At 38.5% G+C, this 13523-nt stretch carries 9 protein-coding genes; 1 reads left to right on the top strand and 8 read right to left on the bottom strand.

All coding sequences use genetic code 11. From position 1 onward, the window contains the following. Positions 1-117: 117 nt before the first annotated feature. The 4 genes from ACEW8U_RS07215 to ACEW8U_RS07200 all read right to left on the bottom strand — a co-directional run bounded on the left by ACEW8U_RS07215 (position 118) and on the right by ACEW8U_RS07200 (position 4863). Complete coding sequence (locus tag ACEW8U_RS07215) at positions 118-687, bottom strand: Pycsar system effector family protein (RefSeq protein WP_373521365.1); 570 nt, start codon at positions 685-687, stop codon at positions 118-120. A gap of 137 nt (positions 688-824) precedes the next feature. After that, a complete protein-coding gene (locus ACEW8U_RS07210) occupies positions 825-1412 on the bottom strand; it encodes a pyridoxamine 5'-phosphate oxidase family protein (RefSeq protein WP_373521364.1) in 588 nt (195 codons plus the stop codon). Positions 1413-1535: 123 nt separating this feature from the next. After that, positions 1536-4148, bottom strand: coding sequence for an ATP-dependent chaperone ClpB (clpB, locus tag ACEW8U_RS07205; protein WP_373521363.1), 2613 nt, complete (start codon positions 4146-4148; stop codon positions 1536-1538). A gap of 214 nt (positions 4149-4362) precedes the next feature. Then, positions 4363-4863 (bottom strand): hypothetical protein, encoded by a 501-nt coding sequence (locus tag ACEW8U_RS07200; RefSeq protein ID WP_373521362.1) that lies wholly within the window; start codon positions 4861-4863, stop codon positions 4363-4365. Between the two features lie 174 nt (positions 4864-5037). Between ACEW8U_RS07200 and ACEW8U_RS07195 the strand changes: the two genes are divergently transcribed. Continuing rightward, a complete protein-coding gene (locus ACEW8U_RS07195; protein WP_373521361.1) occupies positions 5038-8223 on the top strand; it encodes a histidine kinase N-terminal 7TM domain-containing protein in 3186 nt (1061 codons plus the stop codon). 69 nt (positions 8224-8292) lie between these two features. Here the strand turns inward: ACEW8U_RS07195 and ACEW8U_RS07190 are convergent, their stop codons facing one another. The 4 genes from ACEW8U_RS07190 to ACEW8U_RS07175 all read right to left on the bottom strand — a co-directional run. Then, complete coding sequence (locus ACEW8U_RS07190; RefSeq protein ID WP_373521360.1) at positions 8293-8550, bottom strand: DUF4834 domain-containing protein; 258 nt, start codon at positions 8548-8550, stop codon at positions 8293-8295. 77 nt (positions 8551-8627) lie between these two features. Then, positions 8628-11447 carry a carbamoyl-phosphate synthase large subunit gene (gene carB, locus ACEW8U_RS07185; protein ID WP_373521359.1) on the bottom strand — a complete coding sequence of 940 codons (2820 nt, stop codon included), beginning with the start codon at positions 11445-11447 and terminating at the stop codon, positions 8628-8630. Positions 11448-11648: 201 nt separating this feature from the next. Next, positions 11649-13061, bottom strand: coding sequence for a hypothetical protein (locus ACEW8U_RS07180; RefSeq protein WP_373521358.1), 1413 nt, complete (start codon positions 13059-13061; stop codon positions 11649-11651). 81 nt (positions 13062-13142) lie between these two features. After that, the coding region (locus tag ACEW8U_RS07175) for a T9SS type A sorting domain-containing protein (protein WP_373521357.1) at positions 13143-13523 on the bottom strand (381 nt) is incomplete at its 5' end.

The raw sequence follows: 13523 nt of genomic DNA, 5'->3' as shown, positions 1-13523 counted from the left end.
AGCACCAAAGATTCTAACCTCCAACCTACTGACATAAGATGTCAGACAAAGAACATTATGATCGGGGATTATTTTAAAATACAAATTTAGTTTTAGTCATGATGATAAATCACATACTCAGGAGAACATATAAATCAGAAAAACCAAAACCCCAAAAACAATCCCCATCAAAAATATATTGTAGGCATATCCAAGCATATTGTATTTTCTTTTCAGTACTTTTCCCTGATAATATACTGCTATTGACATTTGTTCATTGATCTCTTTTTCCTTCGGTAGAATTTTTTCAACTTCTGTTAAATATTCAGGTAATGTATAATTTGCCACCTCCCCAAAGAACAATAAGCTTGCCTTACCCCTATTTTGAAAGTCCTGGTTTTTATCGATAATTTTGGGTTTCGCTGCCTGAACCGCAAGTACCGTAGAAGCAAGGCATGAGATCAAAATCAATGCGATAGGAAGAATCATTTTAGATCCGGTAAGATCGAGTTCATCTGAAATTGTACCATATCCTGCTATTGCAATGATAGAAGATATTACCAATGCATTGATACTAATGATCATATTGGCTTTGTTATCGGCGATCTGAAGTAAGTTACAATTGTTTTTAAAAGTCACCCTAAAAAAGGTTTGCCGTTCTCTGACTGAAGTGTCTTTTTCCTTTTTCGAGATTTTCTGTTCTTCCATACAGGCTTATATTATTGGGGCTTAATTTACAAATAAAATTTATGTTTTATGATCTGGACTAAAATAGGGCGAAAATTTTGAAAACTCCTAAGCCACTTGATTTTCTTGACAAAATAAAATAACAAATATCCAACCAATTAAGGCACCAACCATGTCGATGACCAAAAGCTGTCACCATGAGTATTTTCGGTTTTTTTAAATTGGACTCTCACATGTGTCAAACCGTTCAATTGCAACCCTTCAACCTGCAAAGCAGTGAATTTTATCAGACAGAAATGTTGATCATTCATTTCTTCTGCCCATAAAAAAGCTTTTTCCGGATCTGAAATTATGGCCCCCGGCGCCAACACTGAATTGTATGCCTTTCTTGAATCCCCCTGAACACTGAACCAAAAAGATTCGCTAAGTTCATTTTTCTGGTGGATTTCAACTTTACCAAATACCTTAACCTGAACACGCCTTTTTGGATGATAAAAAAGCAGGGAAACATTTCCACTATTCATCAATTGTTCCACTTTTGAGGACCTTGCATCTGTAAAAAAGTAAAAGTTAAAATCCTTATCAATTTTTCTTAAAACCACAAACCTGACATCAGGTCCCTCTTGCCCTTGAGTTGCAAAAGACACAAATCTAAATGGGTGCTTTGAATCCAAAGCACCTCTATTCAACTCATGCTGAATAGCATGAAAAATATCATCTAAAGAATCTTTACTAGAAAACAGCATAAAAGGTAACTTTAATCCAACCTAAAATATACCAATTCTATGATGTATATGTTTGCAATGCACTAAAAGAAAAAAGCGCAGAGAAGATTCTGCGCTTTTTTGAACTATTACAGGCTTTAAGAATTATACCTCAACAGTATCTATATTTTTGAAATAAACCTGCTTTTCTGAATCTAAGTCTACTATAACAGCAGAATCATTTTTGATATATCCTGAAAGTATCTGCTTTGAAAGTTCATTTAGAATCAATCGTTGCATGGTTCTTTTCAAGGGTCTTGCTCCAAATTGAGGATCAAAGCCCACCTCACCCAGATAATCCAAGACCTCCTGCGTTGCATCTATCTCAATATTGGATTCTGAAAGTCTTTTCCGAATTTCCTTCCATTGAATGTCAACTATCTTTCGAATGACCTTTTGGTTTAGCGGTTCAAACATGATGGTTTCATCGATTCTATTAAGAAATTCGGGTCTGACTGATTTCTTAAGAAGATCATAGACCTCCGATTTCGTCTTTTCCATAATCTCCTCTTTATTCCATTCTTCCATCTCAGCAAACCTTTCCTGAATCAGATGCGATCCAATATTGGTGGTTAGTATAATAATGGTATTTTTGAAGTTGGCAATTCTGCCTTTATTATCCGTCAAACGGCCATCATCAAGTACTTGTAGAAGAATATTGAAGACATCAGGGTGTGCTTTTTCGATTTCATCCAATAGCACCACAGAATATGGTTTTCTTCTAACTGCCTCTGTCAATTGCCCCCCTTCATCATATCCAACATATCCCGGAGGTGCTCCAACCAGCCTACTGACGGCATGTCTTTCCTGATACTCGGACATGTCAATCCTGACCATGGCATTGTCATCATTGAAGAGATATTCCGCAATTGCCTTTGCCAATTCGGTTTTCCCAACCCCGGTAGTGCCCATAAAGATGAACGAACCAATCGGTCGTTTTGGGTCTTGCAATCCAGCCCTACTTCTCCTCACTGCATCTGCCAATGCCGTGATCGCTTCTCTTTGTCCGGCTACCCTTTTTCCCAATTCATCTTCCAAGTGCAATAATTTTTCTCTTTCACTTTGGATCATCTTGGACAAAGGGATACCTGTCCATTTTGAAACTACAGCTGCAATATCCTCATTATCTACTTCCTCCTTGAGCAAAGGAGAACCTTCTTGCATTTCTTCCAATTGCTTTTTGAATTGGTCAAGTCTATTTTCAGCTTCAACTATTTTCCCATAACGGATTTCAGCCACCCTTCCAAAATCACCTGCCCTTTCAGCCTGTTCAGCTTCGAGTTTAAGTTTATCGATATTCTCTTTTTCCGTCCTGATACCTGTAATAACTGATTTTTCACTTTCCCATTTGGCTTTGAGATTCTGCCTCTTTTCCGAAAGCTCAGCAATTTCTTTACTGAGAACAGTTTCCTTGTCCTTATTATTTTCCCTCCTAATAGCCTCTCTTTCAATTTCCAGCTGCATGATCCTCCTGTTGAGTTCATCCAATTCCTGAGGAAGTGAGTCTATTTCCATTCTCAATTTGGCTGCTGCCTCATCCATTAAGTCTATGGCTTTGTCGGGAAGAAACCGGTCAGAAATATATCTTTGGGAAAGTTCTACAGCAGCAATAACTGCATCATCCTTGATCCTCACACCATGGTGAAGTTCATATTTATCTTTGATTCCTCTCAAGATGGAAATGGCATCTGCTGCATCCGGTTCATTCACCATCACAGATTGAAACCTTCTCTCCAATGCCTTATCCTTTTCAATATACTTTTGGTATTCCTTGAGTGTGGTTGCTCCTATGGCGTGCAATTCACCCCTAGCCAAAGCAGGTTTCAGCAAATTGGCTGCATCCATTGCTCCCTCACCTCCTCCACCTGCTCCAATTAAGGTATGGATTTCGTCAATAAAAAGAATAATCTGTCCTTCTGAATCAGTCACCTCCTTGATTACTGCCTTAAGTCTTTCCTCAAATTCACCTTTGTATTTGGCGCCAGCAACCAGCAATCCCATATCCAAAGAGATCAATGTTTTGGTCTTTAGGTTTTCGGGTACATCTCCACTGATTATTCTTTGGGCTAAACCTTCTACTATGGCTGTCTTTCCTACTCCAGGTTCACCAAGTAGTATCGGATTGTTTTTGGTCCTTCTTGCCAAAATCTGAAGCACCCTTCTTATTTCTTCATCTCGGCCGATTACAGGGTCTATTTTACCTTTTTTGGCCAATTCATTCAGGTTTTTGGAATACTTTTCCAAGGCCCTGTATTTTGATTCTGCATTTTGATCTGTCACTTTATTTCCCTGTCTAAGTTCTTTAATTGCCTCAATCAAAGGCTTTTCTGAAAGGCCTTGATCCTTTAACAATTGGGCTGTTTTTTCATTTCCAGCCAATATTGCCAATATTAAATGTTCAATCGCAATAAATTCGTCCCCAAAAGTTTTAAGGTAATCCTTAGCTTTGGACAAAATCTGATTGGCTGCATTTGACAAATAGGGCTGCTGACCACTTACTTTGGGGTAAGATTTGATGAGCTCATCTGTTTTTTGACTAATGAGGGTTTTATTTACGCCTAACTTTTTGAATAAAAAGTCGGTTACATTCTCATCTTCTGAAAATATTCCCTTTAACAAGTGGGCCGGTTCTATGACCTGTTGCTGCTCGGCAGCGGTTACTTCCACCGCTTTTTGGATAGCTTCTTGGGACTTGATGGTGAATTGTTTGAAATCCATGATATATATGTGGTTATCTATTACTTTTTCAAAGTACCTTTTTAGAAATACGGTACTTTTGCCACTCAATCAAATTTTTCACCAATTCAAAAAATGCCCGTATTTCGGAAATTATGTCTTAAAACATCTCTTAATTCTTGAAAATCAAGACTTTTTGGCATGAAAAAACAATTGCCCTAAGGTAGAATGATGGTTTATTGGAGACTTAATTGAATCAATTTTCGTTTTCAGATTCCCCATCCTTTTCCTCTTTGTTTACACTGTACCTGTCTATATCGCGCTGATATCTATCAACATTAGCTTCAGCTTGTTGAATTGCTATTTCAGTTTTTCGCATATCTAATTCCAATTTTGCCAAATCAGCATCAGTGGTCTTATCTTTCATCCTGCGCTTTTCGTATTTCAGGTTTTGCTTGGCAAGCTTGATTTCAGCTTTTTGCCTTGAAGTCATTGCTTTGTCATAGTTCTTCCGAGCTTTTTGCAAGTTTCTGATTCTTTTGAGCTCAGCTTTCTCAGCCGCATCTTGGACCTTTTTTTCTTTTAGCGCCGCTTTATCATCAGCTTTTTGTTGGGCACTCAGCCTTTTTTCCTCCTTCATGGCTTTTTTCGCTTCCAGTTGCTCTTCCTTCGTTAATTTTGCTTCTTCTTGTGCAAAAACAACATTGGAAAAAGCCAAGGCGAGAATTAATGTAATCAAAAATGAGAATTTTTTCATTTTAAGGTTATTTTTTATCCAAATATAATCTAACTTCTAAAGAAGTTCAATTTTGTTTTATATTTATTTGATGTTGATTAATTTTTTTTAGACAACAAAACAATTATTTTTACTTTGCTGAATTCACCTAATTCAAAACATGAAAATACAATTTCTTTTTACCGAATTTAAAGTATGAACCTCGAATTTTATTTCAACCCATACGCTGTTCCGGTTTTCATAACGAGCCTACTATTTATAGTATTGACAGTATTCTCATTCAAACGGCAAAACCTTTTTGGAGAAAGGTATTTTTCTTATTTGATGTTTGCCAGTTTTATATATTCATTTTTTTATGGAACAAGCCTTTTGCATACAGATCCAGAAAAGCTTCAATTCTATTATATGCTGGAATTTGTAGGCGGCGTTTTTATTGCACCGTTCTTATTACTATTTGTTTTGAAATATTCGGATAAGGTCAAATACATCAACCCCCTTTGGATCACTGGAATTTTCGGGATTTCTATTTTCTTCCTTGTATTGGTGCTTACCAATGATTACCATTTGCTGTTCTTTAAAGAAATCACAGCCATTGACAATTCTTATTTTGTGACAAAAAACATCGACAGAGGTCCCTTACATTGGGTCTATGCGGCATATAACTCGATTTTGATTTTGACCTCTAATTTTATCCTGATCAGGATGTTCAATTCTACACCATCTATCTACAGGAAGCAATTGCTTGTGATGATGATGGGGACTTTCATTCCTTGGTTAGCCTATATTATTGTAGTATTCGGTTATTATCCATTTGGTTTGGACCCGGTTCCCTTTTTTCTGGCCATTAGTGGGTTATTTCTTTTTTGGGCATTGTTCCGACATCAATTGTTCAGGGCCAATCCAATTGCATTTAAGACGATTTTCGAAAATATTTCTGATGGTATTTTGATTATCAATTTGGAAGGGGAATTGGTAGCAGTCAATCATGCTGCTGAAAGATTTTTTTCAAAGATCACCAATGTGAAATTGACCAATATTGATCAGATCCGAAAATTATCCCCAGAGTTTGATGTACTTTTTGCGAAAAAAACTGCCGGCGAGAAGATTGAAATTAAATTGGCAGACGAGGAAAAAACTTTTTCCGCATATCTCAAAGAAATAGAAAAAGATCCAATAAATGGAGGTTTACCCAATTTCCAATACCTCTTTATCCGTGACATTACAGAACAAAAGTCAACAGAAAAGATCATTAAAGCCAATGAACTAAAGCTGCAAAATGTCAACCATTACTTGGTTAGAAATGAAAAGATGTTGACTTCTATAGCTTTTGCCACCAAAGAATTGCTGTCCAACCAAGATTTCCCCACGGCGACCCAAAAAGCAATGGCATTGTTGGGAGATGGTGCCGGAGTAGATAGGGCTTATTTATTTGAAAATTTCCATGACGAAGAAGGAAGTATTTTTTGCTCTCAAAGATATGAATGGAGCGCACTGGGAGTCCCACCTGAAATTGACAACCCGGATCTTCAGGGACTTCCTGTCGGACTTTTTGGAGAGGGTACACAAGCCATGTTGAAAAACAGACCCTATCATGCGATTGTGTCTAGAATTGACAATGATCCTGAATTGAAAGAACTTTTGGAAAGTCAGGACATCAAATCCATATTATTGATCCCGATTTATGTCAAGGATTATTTCTGGGGTTATGTAGGGTTTGACGATTGCACTAATGAAAGAGATTGGAGTGATGCTGAAACTGCTTTGTTGATCAGTTTTGCAGACAGTATTTCAAATGCCATTGAAAGGAAGAATTTGGAAAAGAATTTGATTCAATCCATGGAACAGGCAAAAGAAGCCAGTGTGGCCAAATCAGAGTTTCTCGCCAATATGAGTCATGAAATCAGAACACCGCTCAATGGAGTCATCGGTTTTTCTGATCTCTTGCTGAAAACCCACCTAGATGAAAATCAAAAAGGATTCCTGAAATCCATCATTCAATCAGGTAACCTTTTGCTTGACCTGATTAATGATATTCTGGATTTTTCCAAAATTGAAGCCGGCAAACTTGAACTCAATCCTGAATGGGTCAATTTAAGTGAACTTACCACAGATACATTAAAAATTATTCAACCTTTTGCTAAGGATAAAAATCTAAATCTGATCCTGAATATTAATCATGATTTGCCTGAATATGCCCTTGTGGATACAACAAGATTGAAGCAGGTCTTGATCAATTTGCTGAGCAATGCAGCGAAGTTTACACCTAAAGGATATATAGAATTGGCCATCAATGGTAAAAACATCAAGGATTCAGACTTGTATGAAGTGTCATTTTCGGTAATCGACTCAGGAATAGGCATTTCCAAAGAAAAAGAGAAAATAATCTTTGAAGCTTTTGCCCAAGAGGATAATTCTACCACGCGGAAATACGGCGGAACCGGACTAGGGCTCTCTATTTGCAGCAAATTACTCGACCTGATGGGCAGTAAGCTGATATTGAAAACCGAAGTGGGTAAAGGTAGTGAGTTTTGTTTTTCTTTAGTCCTTCCACTATCAGCTGAACCAGGTGAAATTAAGGATCAAGTCATTGAGGATAAAACGCCATCAAATTCTGTTTCTATTTCTAAAAACACTTTAAAATCGACGCATAAAATCCTTTTGGTTGATGATAACCCTGTCAACATGTTATTGGCAAAATCCATAGTTAAAAGTTTAATTCCTTCTGCGATCATATTTGAGGCATACAATGGGCTGGAAGCCGTCGCCCAATTTGAAAAAGAAAAACCTGATATGATTTTTATGGATATTCAGATGCCGGAAATGAGCGGATATGAAGCCACCAAAAATATCCGTCTTCAAGAAACCGAAACCAAAACTCCAATAATTGCGCTTACTGCAGGAACTGTAAAGGGAGAACAACACAGATGTATAGAGGCCGGTATGAATGATTATTTAAGCAAACCGGTTCTGGTTTCGGACATTGCAGAAATGATCAAAAAATACTTGGATCCCAAATCTGATGTGAGTGATACCATTAAGGATCAAAATAACCTTAAACTCTCAAAATTGGAGGAATACAGGGAAAGTGATCCGGATTTTTTTAAGGAACTACTAGAGGTAAGTTATACCAATATTTCCAAATTGAAAATTACCTTAAGGAGAAATCAAGAGGAAAAAGACCTTCATTCCATCAAGCAGACAGGACATGCCCTTAAAGGTGTTGGATTGAATTTGAACTTTGAAAATCTGGTGATTTATTCATCTGCAGTCGAAGATCTCGGAAGTTTTGATATGGATAGCCCTATGGTCATTGAAAAGTTAAACAATGAAATTGAAAAGATTCTGAAATCACTCCACGCTGAACTACAAAAAGCAGGATAGTCATTCAAGCGAGCAATTTTTTTCAATCTACTATTTGGGAAATTGTTTGATCCAGTTCAAAAATTGAAATTAATCCTTCACTTCCTCATAGTCAATATAATCTCCCCCTCTGATTTCTTTAGACCTTTTTTCCTGATATTCCTGCGGAATGTGGTCCACATTAATATTCCCTTCTTTTGGCTTTCGTCGAAGATCATCCTCACGTTTGAGGTTATTGGAATGATCAACAAACTGCTTCAGCTTACTTTTTAAAAAGAATTGCAATAGCTTGGAAAAGATCCATGATATGGCAATGGCAATCAAAAGAAATTTAAATATAAATCCCATGTTTAGAAGTGAGATGTGAGACATGAGATATGAGACTGTCTTATATCTCATATCTCAGATCTCATGTCTAAAATTAATTATCTGCTTAGATATAGGTTTCTCTCGGAATAAATCTTCAAGAAGTAATCATCCATCAAATCATCTATAAAATAGATGGATTCACCAGTGGACTTCATTTCAGGCCCCAATTCCTTGTTGACATTGGGGAATTTATGGAAAGAGAAAACCGGTTCCTTGATGGCATAACCCTTTTTCACTGGATTGAATTCAAAGTCAGTCACTTTTTTCTCCCCTAGCATTACCTTCGTCGCATAATTCACATACGGTTCCTGATATGCTTTACAGATAAAGGGAACGGTCCTAGATGCTCTTGGGTTCGCCTCTATGACATAAACTTTGTCATTTTTGATGGCAAACTGAATATTGATCAATCCAACAGTTCTTAAAGCGAGCGCAATTTTTTTGGTGTATGTCTCAATCTGTCGCATGACATAATCCCCCAAATTGTAGGGAGGCAAGACTGCATAAGAATCTCCGGAATGGATGCCGGCAGGCTCTATATGTTGCATGATTCCTATGATGTAGACATTTTCGCCATCACAAATGGCATCTGCTTCTGCCTCAATAGCGCCTTCCAGAAAATGGTCAAGAAGAATTTCATTGTTGGGAATATCCCTTAGGACATTGACTACATGTTCCTCCAATTCCTTTTCATTGATGACAATCTTCATCCCTTGCCCACCAAGCACATATGAGGGTCTTACCAATAGCGGAAAACCCAGTCTTTTACAAAGTTCTAGGGCCTCATCGGTATTGTGAATTGTTCCAAATTCAGGATATGGAACTTCATTATCCTTCAACAAAGTTGAAAAACGGCCTCTATCCTCGGCCAAATCAAGGGCCTCAAAACTAGTCCCTACGATTTTGATTCCAAATTTGTCCAATTTCTCAGCCAGCTTCAACGCAGTCTGACCTCCCAATTGGACTATCACGCCTATTGGGTCTTCATGAAGGATAATTTCATAAATATGTTCCCAGAATACGGGCTCAAAGTAGAGTTTGTCTGAAATATCAAAATCAGTGGAAACGGTCTCAGGATTGCAATTGATCATGATGGTTTCGTAGCCACATTCCTTGGCGGCCAATACTCCATGTACACATGAATAGTCAAACTCGATCCCCTGTCCTACCCTGTTGGGCCCCGAACCCAGGACCACTACTTTCTTTTTGTTGGAAGGTATGGATTCATTTTCCTCTCCAAAGGTCGAGAAATAATATGGCGTTTTGGCTTCAAATTCCGCTGCACAGGTATCCACAAGTTTATATACCCGTTTGATGCCCATTTCTTTGTATCTCTTGTCAAAGACCTCACTTTCAAGGCAATCTAATAAATGGGCAATCTGTCTGTCTGCATAGCCTTTCTTTTTAGCCAAATCCATCAAATCCCTTGGAATGGTATCCAATTCAAATTTTTCGATCTCTTTCTCAATATGGATCAATTCCTCAATCTGCTTCAGAAACCATTTGTCTATTTTGGTCAGGTCTTGAATTGTCCTAAATGAAATTCCAAGCTTGAAGGCATCATAAATATGAAACAACCTGTTCCAACTAGGATTGGCCAAGCTGTACAGAATTTCTTCCTGATTTCTCAATTCTTTACCATCCGCACCTAATCCGTTTCTTTTGATTTCAAGAGACTGACAGGCTTTTTGAAGTGCTTCCTGGAAGTTTCTTCCTATACCCATGACTTCTCCAACAGACTTCATCGATAGGCCCAATTTACGGTCAGAACCTTTAAACTTGTCAAAGTTCCACCTCGGGATTTTCACAATGACATAGTCGAGGGCAGGCTCAAAAAATGCTGATGTGGTTCCAGTTATAGAATTGCTCAATTCATCCAAATTATACCCTACAGCAAGTTTGGCGGCAACTTTGGCTATTGGATAACCTGTGGCTTTGGAAGCCAAGGCAGAAGAGCGGGAAACCCTGGGATTGATTTCCACACCTATAATCTCTTTATTGTCAGGACTTACCGCAAACTGTACGTTGCAACCCCCGGCAAAAGTCCCGATACTGTTCATCATCGTGATGGCATAGTTTCTCATGCGTTGATAAACGGTATCCGGAAGTGTCATTGCAGGTGCCACAGTGATGGAATCCCCTGTGTGTACCCCCATGGGATCAAAATTCTCTATGGAGCAGATGACAATCATGTTGCCGATATTGTCGCGCATCACTTCAAGCTCATATTCCTTCCAACCCATAATACTTTGCTCAATCAAGACTTCATGTACCGGTGATGCCTGCAAACCAGTCACAAGTGCCTTTTCAAAATCCTCTGCCTTTTCCACAAAACCACCACCGGCACCTCCAAGGGTATAAGAGGCCCTGATGATCAAGGGGAAGCCTATTTTCTGTGCTATTTCATTTCCCTGGAGGAAAGAAGTAGCCGTGGCACCCAAGCAAACACCAACGCCGATTTTTTCCATCAAGGCTTTGAATTTTTCTCTATTTTCTGCCGTATCGATGGCATCAATATCCACACCTATCATCCTGACACCGAATTTCTTCCATATTCCGGCTTTATCGCAATCCAGGGCAAGATTCAAAGCGGTCTGTCCACCCATAGTAGGGAGGACACTATCAATATCCGGATGTTCCTGAAGGATTTTGATGATGGATTTTTTCTCCAATGGAAGTAAATACACATTATCAGCGGTAACCGGATCGGTCATGATGGTGGCGGGATTGGAATTGATCAAGGATACCTTGATGCCTTCTTCCCTGAGCGAACGGGAGGCTTGGGAACCTGCATAATCAAATTCGCAAGCTTGACCGATAACGATGGGACCTGAACCGATGATGAGCACGTGTTTGATACTGGTATCCTTAGGCATTCTAAATGAGGTTTTAAAAGGTTTTTACTTATGGCTAAATTGGTGCAAAAATAGGGAAATAAATTTAAGTAGCCTGACCACTTTTAAAAAAAGGGGAGTTTAAATTTGAAATTCATGGTTAGCCATTCGATTTGGATATGATTTTCTCAATATCAGAGGCTGATGGCAATTGCGCTCTTAGTTGTCTATATCTTTTGACAATTAGCCCTTAACTCTAAATTGCAAGTCAGATATTACCACAGAGGTGGAACCCATAGTTGTTTTGATAACTACTTCAATGTAATCATTAGTGCCCATATCCACCTCTGTTTCCAACACCAGTGTAAATGTTTGATTGTTGACCATTGAGCCCGTGCTTTGGTTAGGATTGTTAATGGCTGTTCCGTTCTTGGAAACTGCCAATGTGAAATCGGCACCATTGGAAGTGGATTTGCCAGTAATTGCAATAAAAACACTTGCTGCTATATCTTCTTTTCCTTTGTAAGTTAGTCGATTATTTGTACCTGACTCAAATTTTAGGAGTTTTAAATTGGAGGTGGCTCCATTTACTTTTACGTAAGTGTTATTGGGTTGAGTATTGGTACTCACGGAATTCCCATTCGTATATATAAAGCCGTACACACGGGTGTTTGGGATATTTGTATTCTGTGACATATGCCAACCGATATCATAAGGTGTCAATCCATTTAATGGACTCCCAACGCCTCTAAACATATTTGTAGTCAAGCGACCCCGGTCAATCTGAGCTGCCGGGTTGAGTTTCACTCCTGTTTGTCCAGGATAAATAAAGTAGTTGTTGGAAAGGTCAATGTCATCTGCCACCAAATTTCCTAAAAATTCAATGCCTGAGCCCGCAGTAATATTAGTAATAAAAGTGTAACCGCAGGCAAATTTACCCATGTTTCCGGCTACTTTTAAACCATCTTTGGTATTCCAATAGTTTTTGAGGATCGTTACAGCATTGAAGCCACTGACTTGGCCAACTCCTAAACTGGGGATTCCAATTTCAATTACTGAATTACCCGAAAATAGATTGCAGAACTTGGTTTTGGTGGCATCTTTGAAGTCGTATGCCTGGGTACTGCCACTTAATGGGATTACAATTAGATCTTGCATAAACACTGATACATCTGTACTTCTCAGAATTGCGCCTCCAACTGTCGACGATACGCCGTCACGCATAGGATCGAGACCCCGTAGAGTGGCTCCATTCAAATCCAGATAATAGGGGGTTATGTTCACCACTCCCCTAAAAATATATATGGTATTGGTATCCAATGTGATGCTACTCCCTGATGGGGCCGGTAGATCAGCAAGAGAATATACAAAGACCATGGTTTCAAGAGGATTGGTGTAAGCCGTAGACTCCCAATGGTCAAACCTGAAGACATCCATCGTACTGGTTGTGGTGTTGTAAACTTGTAAACCGTCGGGAGGGCTTGAAATGGCATCGCGCTGAGCGGTGGTCATTCGTGTTATCAAAATACCTCTTGTGGTATCTTCAATCTCTAAAATTGATGCCGGATTTATAGTATCTGGATTCTGACCTATTTTTACCTGTGCATATACACTTATATGGAGTAAAAAAAACACGATGGTTAATAGAAATTTCATGGTAGTCTGGTTTAAGAAAGTACTTACTGTTTATTTTCCTTCTTCCTATATTCTGGAATAGCCGCGAAGGGAATGGCAATGCTATTGCTTTTTAAATGAACTGTAACTGTTCATTATTCTTAACTGATAAATCCCAGAGTTCAGCGGTGAGATATCAAGATGCACCATACCCTCATTTCGTAGTATGATTTTTGTCAAATGAGTTACTTCCTGACCAAGCATATTATATATTTTCAAATGACTTGCTCCTGATGGTAATCCTTTAATGGTAATGTTATCTGTAGCCGGGTTAGGATAAATAGTCAATCCCTTATGATTTGTATTTTCTAAATAAATCGCCTCTATTGATGAATACTGAAAGCCACCATCAAAATCTGTTTGCTTCAACCTATAATAGGTGAAACCTGAGTAAGGGTTTCTGTCTATTGCTGCATAATTCAAAATGACTTCGGAATTTCCTGC

The sequence above is a fragment of the Aquiflexum sp. genome, assembly GCF_041751335.1.
GTDB lineage: Bacteria > Bacteroidota > Bacteroidia > Cytophagales > Cyclobacteriaceae > Aquiflexum.
This window is presented reverse-complemented; position numbering and strand designations above follow the sequence as displayed.

Excerpts from the sequence above, each read along its gene's own strand:
- ACEW8U_RS07180 (WP_373521358.1), bottom strand. The coding sequence starts at position 13,061 with ATGAAATTTCTATTAACCATCGTGTTTTTTTTACTCCATATAAGTGTA.
- ACEW8U_RS07195 (WP_373521361.1), top strand. The coding sequence starts at position 5,038 with ATGAACCTCGAATTTTATTTCAACCCATACGCTGTTCCGGTTTTCATA.
- carB (WP_373521359.1), bottom strand. The coding sequence starts at position 11,447 with ATGCCTAAGGATACCAGTATCAAACACGTGCTCATCATCGGTTCAGGT.
- ACEW8U_RS07190 (WP_373521360.1), bottom strand. The coding sequence starts at position 8,550 with ATGGGATTTATATTTAAATTTCTTTTGATTGCCATTGCCATATCATGG.
- ACEW8U_RS07215 (WP_373521365.1), bottom strand. The coding sequence starts at position 687 with ATGGAAGAACAGAAAATCTCGAAAAAGGAAAAAGACACTTCAGTCAGA.
- ACEW8U_RS07210 (WP_373521364.1), bottom strand. The coding sequence starts at position 1,412 with ATGCTGTTTTCTAGTAAAGATTCTTTAGATGATATTTTTCATGCTATT.
- clpB (WP_373521363.1), bottom strand. The coding sequence starts at position 4,148 with ATGGATTTCAAACAATTCACCATCAAGTCCCAAGAAGCTATCCAAAAA.
- ACEW8U_RS07200 (WP_373521362.1), bottom strand. The coding sequence starts at position 4,863 with ATGAAAAAATTCTCATTTTTGATTACATTAATTCTCGCCTTGGCTTTT.